General features: G+C 34.4%; 18 protein-coding genes. All 18 read left to right on the top strand.

Features of this window, described 5'->3' with window-relative positions; translation table 11 throughout:
* Nucleotides 1-4: 4 nt before the first annotated feature.
* Complete coding sequence (locus CYQ88_RS00815) at nt 5-1,105, top strand: DegT/DnrJ/EryC1/StrS aminotransferase family protein (RefSeq protein WP_101839406.1); 1,101 nt, start codon at nt 5-7, stop codon at nt 1,103-1,105.
* Nucleotides 1,095-2,369 (top strand): O-antigen translocase, encoded by a 1,275-nt coding sequence (locus tag CYQ88_RS00820; protein ID WP_101839407.1) that lies wholly within the window; start codon nt 1,095-1,097, stop codon nt 2,367-2,369. Before CYQ88_RS00815 ends, CYQ88_RS00820 begins: the two co-directional genes overlap by 11 nt.
* Entirely contained in the window at nt 2,362-3,126 is a 765-nt protein-coding gene (locus CYQ88_RS00825) for an HpcH/HpaI aldolase/citrate lyase family protein (protein ID WP_199170134.1), read from the top strand. The genes CYQ88_RS00820 and CYQ88_RS00825 overlap by 8 nt, the downstream gene beginning before the upstream one ends.
* Before the next feature lie 25 nt (nt 3,127-3,151).
* Nucleotides 3,152-3,943: a 3-deoxy-manno-octulosonate cytidylyltransferase gene (locus CYQ88_RS00830; RefSeq protein ID WP_101839408.1), complete on the top strand. Its 792-nt coding sequence runs from the start codon at nt 3,152-3,154 to the stop codon at nt 3,941-3,943.
* Between the two features lie 29 nt (nt 3,944-3,972).
* The gene (locus CYQ88_RS00835; protein WP_101839410.1) at nt 3,973-5,814 is read left to right on the top strand and encodes a carbamoyltransferase; all 1,842 of its coding nucleotides are present in this window, start codon (nt 3,973-3,975) and stop codon (nt 5,812-5,814) included.
* A complete protein-coding gene (locus CYQ88_RS00840) occupies nt 5,807-6,847 on the top strand; it encodes a hypothetical protein (protein ID WP_101839411.1) in 1,041 nt (346 codons plus the stop codon). Before CYQ88_RS00835 ends, CYQ88_RS00840 begins: the two co-directional genes overlap by 8 nt.
* 213 nt (nt 6,848-7,060) lie before the next feature.
* Nucleotides 7,061-8,038, top strand: a complete 978-nt coding sequence (locus CYQ88_RS00845) for a class I SAM-dependent methyltransferase (protein WP_101839413.1) — start codon at nt 7,061-7,063, stop codon at nt 8,036-8,038.
* A gap of 14 nt (nt 8,039-8,052) precedes the next feature.
* On the top strand, nt 8,053-9,066 hold the full coding sequence (locus CYQ88_RS00850; protein WP_101839414.1) for a sulfotransferase: 1,014 nt from the start codon (nt 8,053-8,055) through the stop codon (nt 9,064-9,066).
* 16 nt (nt 9,067-9,082) lie between these two features.
* Nucleotides 9,083-9,859, top strand: coding sequence for a glucose-1-phosphate cytidylyltransferase (gene rfbF / locus CYQ88_RS00855; protein ID WP_101839415.1), 777 nt, complete (start codon nt 9,083-9,085; stop codon nt 9,857-9,859).
* The gene (locus CYQ88_RS00860) at nt 9,841-11,091 is read left to right on the top strand and encodes a glycosyltransferase family 4 protein (protein WP_143483741.1); all 1,251 of its coding nucleotides are present in this window, start codon (nt 9,841-9,843) and stop codon (nt 11,089-11,091) included. Before rfbF ends, CYQ88_RS00860 begins: the two co-directional genes overlap by 19 nt.
* Nucleotides 11,084-12,133, top strand: a complete 1,050-nt coding sequence (locus CYQ88_RS00865; RefSeq protein ID WP_101839418.1) for an acyltransferase — start codon at nt 11,084-11,086, stop codon at nt 12,131-12,133. The genes CYQ88_RS00860 and CYQ88_RS00865 overlap by 8 nt, the downstream gene beginning before the upstream one ends.
* Complete coding sequence (gene rfbG, locus CYQ88_RS00870; RefSeq protein ID WP_101839420.1) at nt 12,126-13,226, top strand: CDP-glucose 4,6-dehydratase; 1,101 nt, start codon at nt 12,126-12,128, stop codon at nt 13,224-13,226. Before CYQ88_RS00865 ends, rfbG begins: the two co-directional genes overlap by 8 nt.
* Nucleotides 13,214-13,642, top strand: coding sequence for a dTDP-4-dehydrorhamnose 3,5-epimerase (locus tag CYQ88_RS00875; RefSeq protein WP_101839422.1), 429 nt, complete (start codon nt 13,214-13,216; stop codon nt 13,640-13,642). Before rfbG ends, CYQ88_RS00875 begins: the two co-directional genes overlap by 13 nt.
* An 86-nt stretch (nt 13,643-13,728) precedes the next feature.
* The gene (locus tag CYQ88_RS00880) at nt 13,729-14,754 is read left to right on the top strand and encodes a DegT/DnrJ/EryC1/StrS aminotransferase family protein (RefSeq protein ID WP_233188772.1); all 1,026 of its coding nucleotides are present in this window, start codon (nt 13,729-13,731) and stop codon (nt 14,752-14,754) included.
* Nucleotides 14,717-15,661 (top strand): glycosyltransferase family 2 protein, encoded by a 945-nt coding sequence (locus CYQ88_RS00885; protein ID WP_158235986.1) that lies wholly within the window; start codon nt 14,717-14,719, stop codon nt 15,659-15,661. The genes CYQ88_RS00880 and CYQ88_RS00885 overlap by 38 nt, the downstream gene beginning before the upstream one ends.
* A gap of 3 nt (nt 15,662-15,664) precedes the next feature.
* On the top strand, nt 15,665-16,813 hold the full coding sequence (locus CYQ88_RS00890; RefSeq protein WP_101839424.1) for an O-antigen polymerase: 1,149 nt from the start codon (nt 15,665-15,667) through the stop codon (nt 16,811-16,813).
* Between the two features lies 1 nt (nt 16,814).
* A complete protein-coding gene (locus tag CYQ88_RS00895; protein ID WP_101839426.1) occupies nt 16,815-17,849 on the top strand; it encodes a polysaccharide biosynthesis protein in 1,035 nt (344 codons plus the stop codon).
* A 2-nt stretch (nt 17,850-17,851) separates the two neighbouring features.
* The gene (locus tag CYQ88_RS00900) at nt 17,852-18,958 is read left to right on the top strand and encodes an NAD-dependent epimerase/dehydratase family protein (RefSeq protein WP_101839428.1); all 1,107 of its coding nucleotides are present in this window, start codon (nt 17,852-17,854) and stop codon (nt 18,956-18,958) included.
* Nucleotide 18,959 lies beyond the last annotated feature (1 nt).

Below are 18,959 nucleotides of genomic sequence, written 5' to 3' on the forward strand. Positions count from 1 at the left end.
AAAATTGATTCCATTTTTAGATTTAAAAGGCATTAACGCTCAATATAGAGAAGAGTTGGCTCAAGTTGCAGTAGATGTGATTGATTCGGGTTGGTATATTCAAGGTAATTATGTTGAAACTTTTGAGCGCGAATTTGCTGACTATTGTGGTACTAAGCATTGTATTGGTGTAGCTAATGGGTTAGATGCCTTAATCTTAACTTTACGTGCATGGAAGGAATTGGGTAGGTTGCAAGAAGGTGATGAGGTTATTGTTCCTGCAAATACCTATATAGCAAGTATTTTAGCTATTACTGAAAATGGCTTAACTCCTGTTTTGATTGAACCAGATGAGAGAACCTACAACTTATCAGGTGCTTTAGTCGAAAAAGCGATTACGTCTAAGACTAAAGTAATTCTTGCAGTGCATTTATACGGCCAATTGGCTCCTATGTTAGAAATTAATGCTATTGCTGAAAAATTTGACCTATTGGTGCTTGAGGATTCTGCTCAGGCGCACGGGGCTAGTATTAATGGACAAAAGGCTGGTAGTTGGGGTGATGCATCAGGTTTTAGTTTTTATCCTGGAAAAAATCTTGGTTCGTTAGGTGATGCGGGGGCCGTAACTACTAATGATGACGAGTTGGCCCATATTATTCGAGCACTTGGTAATTACGGTAGTAATAAAAAGTATGAAAATATTTATCAAGGTGTAAATAGCCGCTTAGATGAAATACAAGCTGCCATGCTTACTGTAAAGTTGAAATATCTGGATATCGAAACTGAGAAGAGAAGATCTGTTGCTAAAGCATATTTGGATGGAATTAGTAACCCAAAAATACAGTTACCGATTATTAATGACGAAGAAGATAGTCATGTATTTCATTTGTTTGTTATACGTACTTCTAAGCGTGATGAGTTACAGCAATATTTGCAAAATGCAGGCGTTCAGACGCTTATTCATTATCCAATACCTCCCCATCATCAAAAAGCCTACAGTAAATTTTTTAAACTTGAATTGCCAACTACTGAAATGTTGCATAAAGAAGTATTAAGCTTGCCTATTTACCCTACTCTGGGACAAACATCCATTGAAATAATATCTAAACTCATTAATGAATATTAATACCATCTTTGTTCTGACAACATTTCAGACTGTAGTAAAGCTTTTATCTGGAATTCTGATCAATAAAGTTTTTGCTGTTTACCTTGGTCCTGCAGGTTTGGCTGTTGTCGGCCAACTTCAGAACTTTATATCATTAGTCATTAATGTTGCTTCAGGTTCAATTCATACTGGGTTGGTTAAGTATACTGCTGAATACAGTGACGATCATGAAAAACGCCGTAAGATATGGGGCAATGGATTTTATTTAAGTTTAATATTATCTGGACTAGTTATTGTTTTTATTAGTTTAAATGCAGAATTTTTTAGTGAACTAATATTGTTCTCACAAGAATATACAAGTTTAATCGCCATGTTAGCCTTAACGATGGTTTTTCAAGTCATTTATATGTTCATATTATCGATTTTAAATGGGTTGCAGGATTTAAAAGTTTTTATTATTACCAATATTGTAATTAGTGTTTTGACAACTGTTATTACGGTTTGGATGTCTATCGACTTTGGTTTGGATGGCGCATTATATTCGATAATTATTTGTCAATTTGTTGTGTTTATATTTGTTTCTCTAATTTTTTATTCAAGATATGGGGTTCGCTTTTTTTATTTTGGGAGATTTAAACAAGTTTTTGAAAAAGATACTGTAAAAAAGCTATTACAGTTTGGTATGGTTTCATTTATTTCAGGGGTTGTTTTAAGCTTGACTCAAATTGGTGTTCGAAATATTGTCGTAAACTCAGCAAATTTGGATGTTGCAGGTTATTGGGAAGCTTTGATGAAAATATCAACTTATTTTACAATGCTTTTTTTGTTGCCTGCCAGTATTTATTATTTACCGAGGTTTGCTGAGCTGAAGTCAGTTTCAAAAATTAAAAGTTTATTCTTAAAATCCGTAGTGTTTTTTTTACCATTTGCCCTGTTTGGGGCTTTTGTATTTTGGTTGTTTAAAGAGTTCTTTATTGAGCTCTTGTTGTCAAAAGAGTTTCTAGTAATTGCACCTTTAGTTGTGTTGATGTTGATTGGTGATATTTTTAGAATTCTTGCATATCTTATTGTAAATTTGATGTTTGCTAAGAAATTTTTATTCCGACTTATATTATTGGATATCGTATACGGCAGTGTTTTTATAACACTTGTCTATTTTCTGTTTGCTGATAATGGTATGGTTCTATTGGGATATGTTTATTTATTTTGTAATGTTTTAATTTTTCTTTATACGATACAATTTTACTTAAATATAGATACACTTTTGGAGAAAAAGGGTGCTTAAAAACAAATTAATAAATAATGAGCTTACAATTGGTTCTTGGCTAACAATGAACGAAACCAATATTGTTGAAATTATGGCTCAAGCAGGTTTTGAATGGCTGTGTATTGATATTGAGCATACTAGTATTGATTTGGAGGCAACTAAGAAACTTATTATTACTATTCAGTCTTCAAATATGAAAGCTCTAGTCCGAGTAAGCAAAAATGAAGAAGTTGTCATTAAACGAGTCATGGATATGGGGGCGGATGGAGTAATAATTCCCATGGTTAATTCAGAAGCAGATGCGCAACAGGCAGTTGGTTTTGTAAGGTATCCGCCATATGGAACTCGAGGTGTTGGTTTGTCAAGGGCACAAGGATATGGTGAGCGTTTTAATGAGTACAAGGAATGGGTTTTAAATGAAGCTATTATAATAGCCCAAATTGAACATGTTGATGGAGTTAAAGATATTGAAAATATTTTAGCAGTAGATGGGATTGATGGGACAATAATCGGTCCATATGACTTGTCTGGAAGTCTTGGTTTTCCTGGACAGTTCGAGAGGGATGATGTTAAGGAAGCAATTGACAAGGTTAAAAAAGCCTGTAAAGAAGCAAATAAGCCATATGGATTTCATGTCATTCAGTCAGAGCCCGAGCATATGAAGAAGAGAATACTTGAAGGGGCGTCCTTCCTTGCATACAGTACAGATTTTTTCTTTTTAGGCGATTGTTCTAAGAGTGGGATGGCCTCGATAAGAGAGTCATTAGTTAAATAAAAAACTTTTATAATAGAGAAACGTTATGAGTAAAAAACAACTTAACATTGTAGCTGTAATTCCTGCACGAATGGCAGCGACCCGTTTTCCTGGTAAGCCAATGGCAAAAATTCTAGATATTCCAATGATAGAACATGTTTTTAAAAGGGTTAGCCTAGCTGAATCTCTTTCAGACGTTTATGTCGCGACATGTGATGCAGAAATTTTTGATTATGTAGAATCTATCGATGGAAAAGCAGTCATGACATCCGATTGTCATGAAAGATGTAGTGATCGCTGCGCTGAGGCTATGTTGAAAATTGAAGAATCTACTGGGAAAAGAGTTGATATTTTAGTTATGGTTCAAGGTGATGAGCCACTAACGCACCCTGATATGATTGATGAAGCGCTCTCTCCAATGTTATCTGATAGTTCAGTTCTGATCACAAATTTAACAGGTGAGATTAAAACTGATAACGAGTTTAACAGTCCCAATGAAGTGAAGGTGGTTATGGATAAGGAAGGGAATGCACTTTACCTTTCTCGAGAACCCATTCCTTCTAAAAAGAAGTTTTCAGGAGAAGTCCCTCAGTATAAACAAATTCCTGTCATCCCATTCAAGCGTGACTTTCTAATTAAATATAATGAAATGACCCCAACAGAGTTAGAGATTATTGAATCAGTTGATATGTTGAGAGTGCTTGAAAATGGATATAAGTTAAAGATGATCAAGACAAATTATGTTGTTAAAGCTGTAGATATTCCAGAGGATATCGGGGTCGTAGAGTCTCTTATGATCAATGACAAGTTATATAAAAAAACATTATTTTCTATTTAAAAATTAAATTAAAAAAAGGTACCTTAAAAATGTATATTTTAGGTGTTTCGGCTTATTATCATGATTCAGCAGCGGCAATTTTACGCAATGATGAAATAATAGCGGCTGCTCAAGAAGAAAGGTTCACAAGAATAAAACAGGATTCAGGATTTCCTAAAAATGCAATACTATATTGCTTAGCTGAAGCTGGTATTAGCTTAGATCAAGTCGATGCAATAGTTTTTTATGATGATCCGTCTTTAAAATTTAAGAGAATTTTAAAGACCTATGTGAATTTTTTTCCTAAAAGCTTACCCTTCGTTTTTAAGTCACTACCTATTTGGTTAACAAAAAAACTCTATTGGAAATCAAATTTGATTCAAAGTTTTAGACAAGAATTAGGTGTAGATGTCCCAAAAGAGAAAATTAAAAATACGACTCACCACCACTCCCATGCTGCAAGTGCGTTTTATTCTTCTCCATTTAATAAAGCAGCAGTCTTAGTTTTAGATGGTGTAGGGGAGTTTGAAACGACAACCTTATGGAAAGGAGAAGGGAATAAACTTACTAAAATAGAAAGTGTAGAATTTCCTCATTCAATAGGGTTACTTTATTCAGCGATCACCAGCTATATTGGGTTTAAAGTTAATAGTGGGGAATATAAGGTAATGGGGTTGGCTCCGTATGGACGACCTAAATATGTTGATTTAATTAAGAATGAGATAGTCAACGTTTCCGAAGACGGTACGTTTCAACTCGATATGGATTATTTCGATTTTCCGTTTGCAAATCATATGACAAACACAAAGTTTCATAAACTTTTTGGACGACCTCCTAGAGAACCTGAAACAGAGATTAGTCAATTTGAAATGGATGTGGCTAGATCTATTCAAGATGTTACAGAAGAAATTGTTATTAAATTAGCTAGATCAGCTAAAAAGCTATCTGGCTTGGAAAATATTTGTTTAGCAGGTGGTGTAGCATTAAATTGTGTCGCTAATGGCAAGCTTTTAAGAGAAAATATCTTCAATAATATTTGGATTCAACCGGCAGCTGGTGATGCTGGAGGGGCTCTAGGAGCCGCACAATGGTATTGTTATGAAGAGGCTGGAAATCCTAGGGTTGCTGATGATAAAAGTGATTCTATGAAGGGGTCATACTTGGGGCCTAGTTTTTCAAAAACAGATATCGCTGAATATTTAGACAGTGTTGATGCTGTATATACTTATTATGATGACTTTAGCAGTCTTCTTGATTGTGTATCAGATGGGCTTGCAGATGAAAAAGTTATAGGTTGGCATCAAGGGAGAATGGAGTTTGGCCCACGTTCATTGGGTAATAGAAGTATTTTAGGTGATCCAAGAAGTCAAAAAATGCAAACGGTTATGAATTTAAAGATTAAGTATAGGGAGAGTTTTAGACCATTTGCTCCTTCAGTATTAAGAGAAAAGGTTTCTGATTATTTTCAGATTGATGTGGATAGTCCTTACATGCTTTTAGTTGCTCCTATTAAGGAGGATTTGACAATTAAAATGTCCGAAGAAGAGCAAAACTTATTTGGTATCGAGCAGTTAAGAGTTAATAGAAGTACAATTCCAGCTGTAACTCATGTGGATTATTCGGCTAGAATTCAGACTGTACATCCTGAAACAAACTCTAGGTATTATAGTTTGATTAAGGCATTTGAAGAAAAAACCGGCTGTTCAGTGGTGGTGAATACATCTTTTAATGTACGAGGTGAGCCAATTGTATGTACTCCTGAAGACAGTTACCGGTGTTTTATGAGAACTGAAATGGATATCTTAGTGATTGGAGATTATGTCTTATTAAAAGAAAATCAACCAAAACTAGAAAATGACACTAACTGGAAAGAGGAGTTCCAGCTTGACTAATAAGCGTTATAAATTTTTTCCTTGTATGGAAAATTATGACAAAATGGCTGCAGGTACTTTTGCACCATATGCAATGCTATCAGGGCCGATAGATTATCACGATTCAGTAATTAATACAGATGTAAGCGGTTTCCGTTGGACAAAGGGTCGTACTGAGATATTTAAAGTTGAAGATATTGAAAAATATGAGCATGTAAATATTTTGATTGGTGGTTCAACAGTATTTGGTGTTGGGGCAAGTTCTGATTCACAAACAATTTCATCCTATTTGGCTAAAGAAACAGGGCAGGTATGGTTAAATTTTGGCCTTCGAGGTGGTGTATCAATCCAAGAGTATATTCATTTAATTCGCTTTATTTATAAAGCTAAGAAGGTTAATAATATAGTTTTTTTATCTGGGAATAATGACTTATATATTAATCTTGTCTCAGAATTTAATGATGGTTTTGATCGTAGATTTGGAGAGATTGATGCGTTAGATGCAGTCTATTCATGTAAGCGAAGAATTATAGTAGGATTAATTGCAAAAATTACTGGAACTGATAAAAAGTATCTATTTGAAAAAAGTATTTCAGATATTTTATTAAGCCTTTTTAAAAAATCAATCAATGAAGAAAAAAGTTTAACTTTCGATGATAAAATGAACAATCTAGTACAGAATTATAATCGAAATTTTTTTCTATATTCGGCTTTAAAAAAACAATTAGAATGTAATGTTAGTTTCGTGTTACAGCCTTTTTTTAATTGGACACAGAAAAAAACCTCAACTGAAGAATTTGAAGTGTTTGATGAGTTAGAGCGCATTCAAAAAGGAACGGCATGGAGTGTATATAAAGATAAGATGGATTTGTCTTTATACAAATTCTATAGTAGTCAATTGAGAATGATGGGTGAAAAAAACGATCTAAGATTCGTTGATGCAAATGAAGATTTTAATGAGAATAGAACCTTATTTGTCGATGCAGTACATTTGAATGATGACGGTAATCAGTTGATGAGTAAAATAATTTTAGCAAAGGCAATAACAACATGAAGAAAATTTTCATAAAACTTTATGAAGCTGTTAAGAGCTTATTTAAGAAAAAAAAGAAGCAGAACGATAACTACCCAATGTGGTGATTGTATTTTTTTATGAATAGTCAGGTTATCCAAAAAATTAGTTCTTAAATGATTTTTTAATTATGTTAGTTTTTTACTATTTTCTATAGGGTTGATATCTTGGCTATTAAAATAAACTAGGTGAATTGTGAAAGAAGAAGATATCCGTCCTAAGAAAATTTTTGATACATTTTTGGGATTAATCCAAGAAGATGTTTCTGAAATATTTAATGGTTGCGAAACGCAAGAAATGCCATGCCCGGCATGTAATTCAGGCGCATCTCCTGTTGTTTACGAAAAAGATGGATTTGGTGTTAGTGAGTGCGAAGAGTGTTTGACTTTGTATGTTAACCCACGTCCAAAGTTTAAGTATTTTAAAAAGTTTTACTCTGATTCGAAGTCTTCAAAGTTTTGGGCTACTACATTTTATAAAGAAACTGAAGTATCTCGTCGAGAACAAATCTGGAAACCAAAAGCTCAGCAAATAAATGTACTTTTAAAAAACTACAATATTCAAAATGTCTATGATATCGGCGGAGGTTATGGGGTTTTTGCTGAAGAACTCGAAGCATTAGATTATGCGTCAGTGACTGTTATTGAGCCTTCAATGCACTTAGCTAAAATATGCAGAGACAAAGGTTTCAAGGTTTTAGAGTCATTTTTAGAAGATTTAAGAACTGATGATTTTGAATCAGCTCAGACTAAATGCTTTGTTAGTTTTGAGCTTTTTGAGCACTTATATGACCCGAAAGCATTTTTAGATAACTTATATTGTTTGATGGGTTCTGGTGATATTTTTATATTTTCTACATTAAGTGGTTTAGGTGTAGATATACAAACATTAGGTAAACACTCAAAGTCTATTTCTCCGCCACAGCATTTAAATTTTTTGAATCCTAGTTCAATAAAATTTCTCTTAAAAAGGATCGGCTTTACTATTGAGGGTGTTACAACGCCAGGAAAGCTTGATCTAGATATAATGAAAAACAATTCAAAATATATCAATGATAGTTTCTGGCGAAAATTCTTGAAAGTCGCTTCTGAAGAACAATTTGATATGATGCAAAAGTCTATTTCCGATAGTGGCTTTAGTTCCCATATGCTTGTTGTTTGTAAAAAGCTGTAGTAGAGCAAGTAAATATGCAAATAGTAGATTTGTCTGGCTTCAGTTTTAGTGGGAAATCAGCCTTAAGCGATTTACTTCGAGAGATTGATGGTATTTATGTCCCCCCTAGTGATGTTGAATTTGATCTGATTCGAACATCCGGCGGGATAATTGCTTTACATAATGACTTGGTTAAATGTTGGTCACCAGTCCGAAGTAGCGAGGCAATTAGACGGTTTAAGCATTTAGTAAACATTTTTTCAGGTTCTAATTTTGTTAGAGATAAATTATTCCGAGCTGGATTTAATTATGATTTGCAGTTCCCAGGCTTTTCAATAGAAGCGGAAAAATATATAGACTCTCTAGTTGAGGATCAGTGGAAAGGGGAGTGGCCTTATGCATACGAAAATCTAAATAAAATGCAGATTTTTGTAAGGAAGTTATTAAGAAAACTTGGTTTTTCTAAAGCAACTGAGTTCGATATATACCACAGTTCACCTACTGAAGAAGAATTTATCACAAAAACCAGAGAATTTTTGAATTTAATAATTTGTGACACGATTGATAAATCATCTTTTCATACTCGTGTTGTTCATAATGCTCTTGAACCTTTTTTGTGCGGTGCGACAAGCCCGTATTTTCCTGAGTTAAAACAGATTGTAGTTGATCGAGATCCACGAGATGTTTATTTGTCGGCTAAAAACTATTCTAAAGGTGGAAAAAAAGGTTGGAATGCCACAACTGGCAATGGTGTTCTTGGTTTTATTCAGAAATATAAATCTATGAAGAAAAATGATCTTCATAGTACCAATAGTGACAATAAGCTCAGGGTTTATTTTGAAGACTTGGTTTTAAATTATGATGAATCGAAAAGCGAAATATTTAGATTTTTAGGTGTTGATGAAAATCAGCATAAGCTTGCTAAAACTTTTTTTAAACCCCAAGTTTCTAAAAACGGTGTTGGTATGTGGAAGTCTGCTAAAGGTGATTTGAAAATTGAATCAGATATGATCGCAAAAGAATTAAAACAGTATTGTATAGATTTATAAGAGGTTATAAAAGGACATGAAAGTATTACTTTTGGCTGGTGGTTTTGGAACGAGATTAAGTGAAGAAACAGATTTACGACCAAAACCTATGGTTGAAATAGGGGGGAAACCAATACTATGGCATATTATGAAAATTTACAGTCAGTATGGGTTTAATGATTTTGTCGTTCTCCTTGGTTATAAGGGTTATTACATTAAAGAATATTTCGCAAATTACTTTCTCCATCAAAGCGATGTTACTATTGATTTACAAAAAAATAAGATGGAAATACTAAATAACTCTTGTGAACCTTGGAAGGTAACATTACTTGATACCGGTTTAGACTCTATGACTGGTGGAAGAATAAAAAGAGCTCAAAATGTTGTTGGAAATGAGCCATTTATGTTGACTTATGGTGATGGCGTTTCCGATGTTGATATTGGCAAGTTAGTAGAGTTTCATAAATCTCATGGTAAACTGATGACAATGACTTCTGCTCAGCCCGATGGAAGATTTGGGGCTTTAGATATTTCAAATGATAATAGGGTTAATGAGTTTAAAGAAAAACCAAAAGGTGACGGTAGTTGGATTAATGCCGGTTTTTTTGTCTGTGAGCCTCAGGTTTTTGACTATATAACCGAAGGAGACTCAACGGTTTTTGAGCAGAAGCCTTTGCAAAATTTAGCAAGAGATGGACAGATTTATACTTATAAGCATAATGGGTTCTGGATGCCAATGGATACTTTAAGAGACAAACACACTCTCGTGAAAATGTGGAATGAAAATAAGGCACCATGGCGACAATGGACTTAATATCCAAAAAGCTTATTTTTTGCTTTCCCTTCAGACATGGTCCAGGAGGGGTAAATATGCTTTTTTTAAGGCTTGCAAACTATTTGAGTCGGCAAAACTATCAAGTGGCAATTGTTGATTACCCCGATGGAGATATGGCCAATAATAATGATGAAGGCCTAGAGCTCATTTCGTACGATGATGATAGAGCTGCGCAGATACCTGACAATGTCATTCTAATTTTTCAATCGATGACTCCATGGTCAATTTTTCCAATGTTGGATATCCCTCCAAATACTCATGTTTTTTTTATTACAACTTTGCCGGCAAACTTTTATCCAGTGTTGCCAGGAAGGTTTCGTACAAAAATGTATGAGGGTGGGGTTATTGCAAAAGTACTTTGGCAGACCTTTTTATTAAATGAATACTTAAAATCAAAAAAGTTTTTGAATCTTATTGAGAGAACAAGATCTCATGCCATTTTGGACGCTAATATTTCTTGTAATCTTGAAAAAAGTTTAAAAGTGCATTTGAATTCCTGTCAATTTTTACCATTATTTAGTGAAGATTCTCGAAAGAACGAATTCTTTGAAAGCTTTGAAGCGCCTTCTGATGTTATAAAGTTAGGTTGGGTTGGTCGTTTGTCAGACTTTAAAATATCAATTTTAAATAGGGTGGTTAAGGATGCCTTTAGATTTTCTAATGAGAATAAAAAAAAGGTAGAGTTTTATATAGTAGGTGATGGAGAATATGCATCGAGTCTTATCGACTTATCATCAAATTACTTTACTATTCATAGACTTTCATATATCAAACCCTCGGAGTTGAATAAGTTCATGCTGTCCTTAGGCATGTTGTTTGCGATGGGAACATCCGCTTTGGATGGCGCAAAACTAGGTGTACCAACTGTTCGATTAGATTACAGTTATTTGGAAATTCCAAAATCATATCGCTATAAATTTTTTTATGAAATCCATGGTTTTAGTTTGGGAGAAAAAATTGGCGGAAGCTGTTTTCAGAATGGTTTCCACACCTTTGATGATTTAATGGTCGAATGGGAAGCAAATATGAGTGAAATGTCCAGGAAAACATACGAATTCTATATAAATAATCACTCCCTTTCAAATAGCGCAAAATTGTTTATCGATTATCTTGGCCGCGGCGATCTGACTTGGGGTGATCTGAAGAATAAAAAACTACAAACCAGTTTTATTTATAGCTTATGGACTAAGGTTAAAGCTCGTAATGGCTAAAGTTCATGAGGTAATACACAGAAATATTATTCAATTTGATAATAATCAGTTGTTAATAAGATATGTATTAGCTTTTTTTGTTTTTTATAGCCATACTTTTTCAATATACAAACTAAATGAACCGAGTCTATATCCTGGTGGACACTCTCTAGGATGGTATTCTGTAAATGGTTTTTTTTTCATAAGTGGTATTCTTATTTCTCAGAGTTTTGAAAAAAGGAGCTTTATTTCATATATTGGAGCGAGAGTATTAAGATTGTTTCCTGCTTTTATATTATCATTGTTTTTGTCTGTATTGATGATTGTGCTATTTGATAAAGTAGATATTGACTTGCGGTTTATGTCTAATGCATTTAATTTCATATTTACTAATTTTTTTCCTCTTCAACAAATTCAATATGGAGGGATTCCAGGAATATGGTTAGGTTCTGGACAGCCAGGAGTTGTAAATACACCTATATGGACAATCCCATTTGAATTTTTTTGCTATCTATTTATTGTTCCTTTAATTTTAACTCCAAGAATATCAATTTTGCTAAAGGCATTTCTGTTTGTTGCTGGATTATATTTCCTTACCAATTTAGGAGTTTTGTCAGAAAATGGATTTAGATTCGATTTTTTGAGGGTGTTGGCCTATTTTTTAATGGGTGTAGCAACATACCAATTATTATTCCGTAATCAGGGAATGAAAAGCCTATTGGTATCCGTGCTTTTGATTTTTATTTTTGAAGGTAGTTTTTCTGAATTTTTTCTAGGAATGTTACTTATTATATTAATATTATTTGTAGGTTTTTACGTCAAGAATCTTTTTCCAAAGTTTAGTAAGTATGATCTTAGTTATGGGTTTTATATTTATGCTTGGCCGGTAACCCAAACAGCACAGGCATTAGTTGATAACGTTTATTTTGGACTGTGTATAGCATTCTTGATTTTATTAGCAGTCTCTACTTTAAGTTATTTTTTTCTAGAGTTGCCGATGCTAAAACAGAAAAGAAAGTTTGATCAATTTTTTATATCCATAAAAGGGAATAGTGGTGTTTAACGATATATATAGAGATAAAAAAGTTTTAGTTACTGGACACACTGGCTTTAAAGGGTCTTGGTTATCTAGTTGGTTGTTGCAATTAGGGGCTCACGTTGTTGGGGTATCTAAGGATATTCCAACGAAACCTTCAATGTTTGAAGAAGTTGAAATGGAAGCTAAGATCAAACACTACTTTGAAGATATTCGAGAGCTTGATAGCTTAACGAATATTCTTCTAAAAGAAACGCCTGACTTTGTATTTCACCTAGCGGCACAACCAATTGTTTCGACGTCTTATTCAGACCCAATTGAAACCATATCTTCAAATGTTATGGGTACAGCCAATGTGCTCGAGGCTTTAAAAGTGTCTAACCACCCGTGTGTTGCTGTTGTTATTACAAGTGATAAGGCGTATGACAATGTTGAGCAGGTGTGGGGGTACAAAGAAAATGACAAAATGGGTGGGAAGGATATATATAGTGGTTCAAAAGGAGCTGCTGAATTAATTATTAAATCTTATTTTTACTCTTTTTTCAATAACTCAGATTGTAATGTTAAGTTAGGTATAGGTCGAGCTGGAAATGTGATTGGTGGAGGGGATTGGGCAAAAGATCGAATTGTTGTCGATTGCATGGAGGCATGGAGTCGAGGAGACAAAGTTGAAATCAGAAGTCCAAGTGCAACGCGGCCATGGCAACACGTTCTAGAGCCGCTAAGTGGTTATTTGAATTTAGGGCAGGCGTTGTTTTTGGCAGATGACCTTAATGGTGAAGCATTCAATTTTGGTCCAAGAGCAGAACAAAATCATACTGTAAAGCAATTACTTGAAGATCTTAGCCAGTACTGGGATATTAAAAACCCTGACGCTGCGTTTAAAATAACGGATAATATCCCGTTTCATGAAGCTGGTTTATTGAAGTTGAATTGTGATAAAGCTTTATTTTCTTTGAAGTGGCAAGCAACGTTAGATTACTCTGATACTATTAGATTTACTAGTGAGTGGTATTATGATTTTTATAAAAATGAGAATGATATTTATTTGAAAACTATTGCTCAAATTAATGAGTATCAATCAATTGCTAAGAGAAAAGGTCTAATATGGACGGAGTAATCTTGACACCTTTAAGACAAATTCCTAACCCGAAGGGAGATGTTTTACACGCAATTAAAAAAACGGACACAGGGTATTGTGGTTTTGGTGAGGCGTATTTTTCTGAGATTAATTATAATGAAATCAAAGGTTGGAAAAAACATACCGTAATGGTGTTGAATTTAGTTGTGCCAATAGGAGAGGTCGAGTTTGTTCTGTATGACGAAAGGCCTAATTCATCTTCAAAGGGCAGCTTTCTTGAAGTGACATTGTCTTTAAGTCATTATCAAAGATTGACTGTGCCTCCAGGTGTTTGGGTCGCTTTTAAAGGTGTCGGTAATACACGGAATATGTTACTAAATATTGCATCAATAGCACATGATCCTGATGAGGCTGAAAACTGTGCATTAGAGTTAATACCATATGATTGGAGTTGATTTTGAAAGTTAGGTTGTCAAAGTGTTCGATATCAAATGCAGAGATCGAGTCTGTTTCTAAAGTCCTTCAGTCAGAATATTTGGGAATGGGTGAACAAGTTTCTGAGTTCGAAAAACTAATTAAGAATTACCTTGATACTCAGTTTGATGTTATTTGCGTTAGTACTGGAACTTCTGCTTTACATTTGGCTCTAGAGTGTCTCGGATTATCTGCTGGTGATGAAGTGTTGGTTCCTTCATTAACGTATGTAGCTTCTTTTCAGGCAATTTCCGCGACAGGAGCTGTACCAATTTCATGTGAGGTTAATCCAACAACACTTTTTTTGGACATTAACGATGCAGAACAAAAAATAACGAAAAGAACAAAGGTTATTATGCCTGTTCACTATGCGAGTTCATCTAAAGGGATGGAAGAAGTATATGATTTGGCCACTAAATATAACTTAAGGGTCGTTGAAGATGCAGCTCAGGCTTTTGGCTGCTCTAGGCAAGGTGAAAAAGTAGGTGTGTCAGGTGATGTTATTTGTTTCAGCTTTGATGGTATAAAGAATATTACTTCAGGAGAAGGGGGGGCAATTGTTACCGGAGATACCACTCTTGCTGATAAATTAAAAGATAGCCGCTTATTGGGTGTTAAAAAAGATACCGAGAAACGATACCTTGGTCAGAGGAGTTGGGATTTTGATGTAGAGTTCCAAGGGTTTCGATATCACATGAGTAATGTTCATGCCGCTATTGGTATTGAACAATTAAACCGTATCGAAGAGTTTAAAACTAAGCGTCAGTTAATTGTTTTTAAGTATTTAAGCGATCTTCTGGAAATTAAACAAGTTGAAATACTGGATTTTAACTATGATGAGCTTATTTCACATATATTTGTGATTAAAGTTGAGCAAAGAAATGCATTAAGGGATTTCTTGCTCGCGAGTGGAATAGAGTGCGGGATTCATTATAAGCCTAATCACTTATTAACAAAATATGAATGTAATTGTTGTCTTCCAGTAACAGAACAACTCTATACAAAAATTTTAACTCTGCCTTGTCATGTTGATTTTACAGAAGATGAGCAAGAATATGTCATTACAAAAATTAGAGAGTTCTATGAAGCCTGAAGTATCAATTTTAATGAATTGTTTTAATAGTGAAACTTATTTGAACGAAGCTATTGAAAGTGTATTTCAACAAACATTCACTGATTGGGAGTTAATTTTTGTTGATAATTGCTCTTCTGATTCCAGTGCCCAAATAGCTAGTAGTTTTGGTGAAAAGGTTAAAGTCGTTAGGACAGAAAAAAATATTCCTTTAGGTGCAGCGAGGAATTTTGGTATTTCTCATTGTTCAGGGGATTACATTGCTATTTTAGATACTGATGACATATGGTTTCCTTCAACTTTAGAGAAGCAGCTTTCTGAAATTAAGTCTGGAGATTACGCACTAGTTTATGGAGGGCAGGAAAATATAAATACTAGTGGAATAACAATCGGCGAAATGAGGCCCAAACAAAAAAGTGGATTTATCTTTGGAAGTCTATTGAAGCAATTTGATGTTCCAATTGTAACTACAATGCTTTCAAAAAAACATTTATCAAATTCAGGTCTAAAGTTTGATCCGAATGTGACTGCTTCTGAGGAATATTGCCTGTTTATGCAGTTGGCTGCAAAATACAAGTTTTCAGTAATTGATGATGTTCTTGTTAAATATCGCATACATGATAACTCTTTAACTAATAAGTCTATTTCTAGGTGGGGTGATGAAAGACGGTACACATTAAACAAAATAATTTCAGAAAACTCTGCTATTAGAGAAGAATATTCTTCAGAATTTGATGAAGCTTTTTCTAGAGCTGCCTATTACGATGCTCAATACTTTATGTCAATACAAGATAAGAAGTCTGCTGAACGTGTGTTGCGACCATGTGCTTTTAAGGGTTATAAGTATTTTCTATTGTTTATCCTTTTAAAATTTTTTCCAGGCGTGTGGAACAAAATGCAAAGGATGAAGTATGGTCGTAATATTTAAAATATGTTAATTAATCCTGCATTTGTGTTCATTTTTGTCTGGTCATTATCGTTATTTTTGTATACGAGATATTATAGTAATATTTTTTTGCCATTATCAGATTTTACATTAAATTACTTAGTGGCTGCTAATGTTAGTGTTATTCTCAGCTGGTTATTATTTGTTGTTATATCTGGAAGGTTGTACCTTCGAAAAATAGTGCCAGCAGAACTTGTTCAATTTTCTTTACATGCAAGAATAAAAATAAAAATGCTTTTATATTTTGGGATATTTTTGTTCTTGTTAGAAGTGGTATATTTTAGGGATTTGCCAATTTTGGCTGTTTTTGGTCTTGGTGTGATTACTTATCAAGATTTCGGAATACCAAGTCTTCACGGTTTTTTAAATGCCATAGTTTTATCTCTTTCAATGTACAGTCTATACAATTATTTAAGAACAAATAGAAAGATCTATATTTTGTACTATTTGTTAACACTTCTTGTTCCTATTGTAGGAATGAATAGGGGGGGGTTGACTTCGATGTTGGTTCAAAGTTTCTTTGTCATACTTGTCTTTAGGGGGTTGTCCTTTAGGCTACTGATTAAGTTAATGGTCTTTTTTGTTTTATTTGTTTTTATTTTTGCATGGTTTGGAGAAAATCGTACCCTAGGCTTAGGGGAGCAAGTTTACGATGTATTTAATATTTCTGATAATTTTCCAGAATGGTTGCCGAAGGGAACCATTTGGGTTTACATGTATTTAACATCATCATTAAATAATATTGAAAATGTTATAAACTCATACTCATTATTAAATTTTGAACCATATAAAGCTATGTTTGGTTTAATTCCTTCTTTTATTCGAGATGCATTGGATCAGCCAGTTAAAGTTGATTTGGTTCTGTCTGCGTTTAACGTTTCTTCATTCATGCCAAATTATTTGTCTGCATTTGGTGTGATCGGGTCATTATTCTTTTATTTTTTAGCATCATTATTTCCAATGTATATTTTTTACGCTTATGCTAAGCGTCGTAGTTTGGTTCATGGGTTTGTTTTAGTAATTTTATTACACTCAATAGCTCTTTCTGTGTTTTCAGATTTTTTTGCTATACAGGTTTATGTTTTTCAGATGCTATTACAATTTGTCATTTTTTTGAGAATTAAGGGTTTTTGATATGTTTAAAGATAGGGTACTGTTAGTTTCAGGAGGTACAGGTTCTTTTGGTAACGCCGTTCTTAAGCGTTTTTTGGATTCAGGCTTGAAAGAAATTCGTATTTTTTCTCGTGATGAAAAAAAACAAGATGATATGCGAAAACGGTATGCAAACCCGAAATTGAAGTTTTATATTGGTGATGTGAGGGATTTTCGCTCAGTTTTGAATGCAACTCGTGGTGTTGATTTTATTTTTCATGCTGCGGCTTTGAAGCAAGTTCCTTCTTGTGAGTTTCATCCTATGGAGGCAGTGAATACCAATGTATTGGGCACTGAAAATGTGCTTGAAGCGGCTATTCAAAACAATGTAAAAAGAGTCGTATGTTTGAGTACCGATAAGGCTGTTTATCCAATAAATGCGATGGGCATTTCCAAAGCAATGATGGAAAAGGTTATGGTTGCAAAATCTCGTAACGTTGATGAATCAAGAACCGTGATTTGTGGAACACGTTATGGTAATGTTATGGCTTCGAGAGGCTCTGTAATTCCATTATTTATTGATCAGATGCGTTCTGGCACTCCTTTATCAATTACCGACCCAAATATGACTCGTTTTATGATGACACTTTCCGATGCAGTTGATTTGGTACTGTATGCATTTGAACATGGAAATAACGGTGATATTTTTGTACAAAAGGCACCTGCAGCTACTGTTGAAACCTTAGCGATTGCTTTGCGTGAAATGATCGAGCTGCCAGAACATCCGATTAATATCATTGGTACTCGTCATGGTGAAAAATTGTTTGAGGCTTTACTCAGCCGAGAAGAAATGGCTTGTGCCCAGGATATGGGAGACTACTATCGTGTACCGCCTGATTTGAGGGATCTAAACTATACTAAATTTGTAGAAGAAGGTGATCAGAAAGTCTCGAAACTGGAGGATTATAATTCACACAACACACAACGATTAGATGTTGAAGGTATGAAATTACTCTTACAAAAACTCAGTTTTATGCAGGCGATTATGCATGGTGAAAATGTTTTGGCGGAGGAGTAGTGATGAAAGTATTGGTAACCGGAGCTGCAGGCTTTATTGGTAAAAATTTGTGTGTGAGTTTGTCCCGAAATACTGAGATTGAAATCATTCGTTTTTCAAGGCAGGATTCAATAGGAGATCTCCCAGGCCTGGTCGAAAAAGTTGATTTTATTTTTCATTTGGCTGGCGTCAATCGACCTAAAGACGATACAGAGTTTTTTAGTGGAAATTCAGATTTAACCGAATCTTTGTGTCAAGCAATAAAGTTAACAGGAAGAAATATTCCGATTGTACTGACTTCATCTATCCAGGCAGAGCGTCCAAATGCCTATGGCAAAAGTAAGCTTAAGGCTGAGATGCACTTACTGAGCCTCTATATGGAAACGGGTAATAATGTCTATATCTATCGACTCCCTAATGTATTCGGTAAGTGGTGTAAGCCGAACTACAATTCGGTTATAGCGACGTTTTGTCATAATATTAGCCACAACTTACCTATTCAAATTAATGACTCATCTGCTGTCCTTAAATTAGTTCATATTGGTGCTGTTGTGACATCGTTTTTGGATGTGATGCAGTCTTTACCGAAAGATAAACTCTATATTGACGTTCAGCCAGTTTATGAAGTAACTTTAGGTGAACTTGCAGATCAGCTTTACAAGTTTAAAGAGAGCCGTGAAAGTCTAGTGGTCGAACCGGTTGGTGATGGGTTTACTCGGGTACTTTATGCAACCTATATTAGTTATATACCTCCCAACGAATTCAACTATCCGTTAACGAAAAATGAAGATGCACGGGGTTCTTTTGTAGAAATGTTGAAGACTAAAGATTCTGGGCAATTTTCATTCTTCACTGCCCACCCAGGGGTAACGCGTGGCGGACACTATCATCATGTTAAAACTGAAAAGTTTTTGGTGATCAAAGGCCAAGCACGATTTGGTTTTAGGCATATTGTTACAGATGAAGTATGTGAAATTTTTACCAGTGGTGAGCAACCAGAAGTTGTTGAAACAGTCCCTGGTTGGTCACACGATGTGACTAATGTTAGTGATGATGAATTAGTGGTAATGTTATGGGCGAATGAGAATTTTGATAAAGCCCGCCCCGATACAGTTTATTTTAAGGTTTGAT

It is taken from the genome of Hydrogenovibrio sp. SC-1 (assembly GCF_002848135.1).
GTDB lineage: Bacteria > Pseudomonadota > Gammaproteobacteria > Thiomicrospirales > Thiomicrospiraceae > Hydrogenovibrio.

Excerpts from the sequence above, each read along its gene's own strand:
- CYQ88_RS00820 (WP_101839407.1), top strand. The coding sequence starts at position 1,095 with ATGAATATTAATACCATCTTTGTTCTGACAACATTTCAGACTGTAGTA.
- CYQ88_RS00830 (WP_101839408.1), top strand. The coding sequence starts at position 3,152 with ATGAGTAAAAAACAACTTAACATTGTAGCTGTAATTCCTGCACGAATG.
- CYQ88_RS00835 (WP_101839410.1), top strand. The coding sequence starts at position 3,973 with ATGTATATTTTAGGTGTTTCGGCTTATTATCATGATTCAGCAGCGGCA.
- CYQ88_RS00850 (WP_101839414.1), top strand. The coding sequence starts at position 8,053 with ATGCAAATAGTAGATTTGTCTGGCTTCAGTTTTAGTGGGAAATCAGCC.
- rfbF (WP_101839415.1), top strand. The coding sequence starts at position 9,083 with ATGAAAGTATTACTTTTGGCTGGTGGTTTTGGAACGAGATTAAGTGAA.
- CYQ88_RS00860 (WP_143483741.1), top strand. The coding sequence starts at position 9,841 with ATGGCGACAATGGACTTAATATCCAAAAAGCTTATTTTTTGCTTTCCC.
- CYQ88_RS00865 (WP_101839418.1), top strand. The coding sequence starts at position 11,084 with ATGGCTAAAGTTCATGAGGTAATACACAGAAATATTATTCAATTTGAT.
- CYQ88_RS00875 (WP_101839422.1), top strand. The coding sequence starts at position 13,214 with ATGGACGGAGTAATCTTGACACCTTTAAGACAAATTCCTAACCCGAAG.
- CYQ88_RS00880 (WP_233188772.1), top strand. The coding sequence starts at position 13,729 with ATGGGTGAACAAGTTTCTGAGTTCGAAAAACTAATTAAGAATTACCTT.
- CYQ88_RS00885 (WP_158235986.1), top strand. The coding sequence starts at position 14,717 with ATGTCATTACAAAAATTAGAGAGTTCTATGAAGCCTGAAGTATCAATT.
- CYQ88_RS00890 (WP_101839424.1), top strand. The coding sequence starts at position 15,665 with ATGTTAATTAATCCTGCATTTGTGTTCATTTTTGTCTGGTCATTATCG.
- CYQ88_RS00895 (WP_101839426.1), top strand. The coding sequence starts at position 16,815 with ATGTTTAAAGATAGGGTACTGTTAGTTTCAGGAGGTACAGGTTCTTTT.
- CYQ88_RS00900 (WP_101839428.1), top strand. The coding sequence starts at position 17,852 with ATGAAAGTATTGGTAACCGGAGCTGCAGGCTTTATTGGTAAAAATTTG.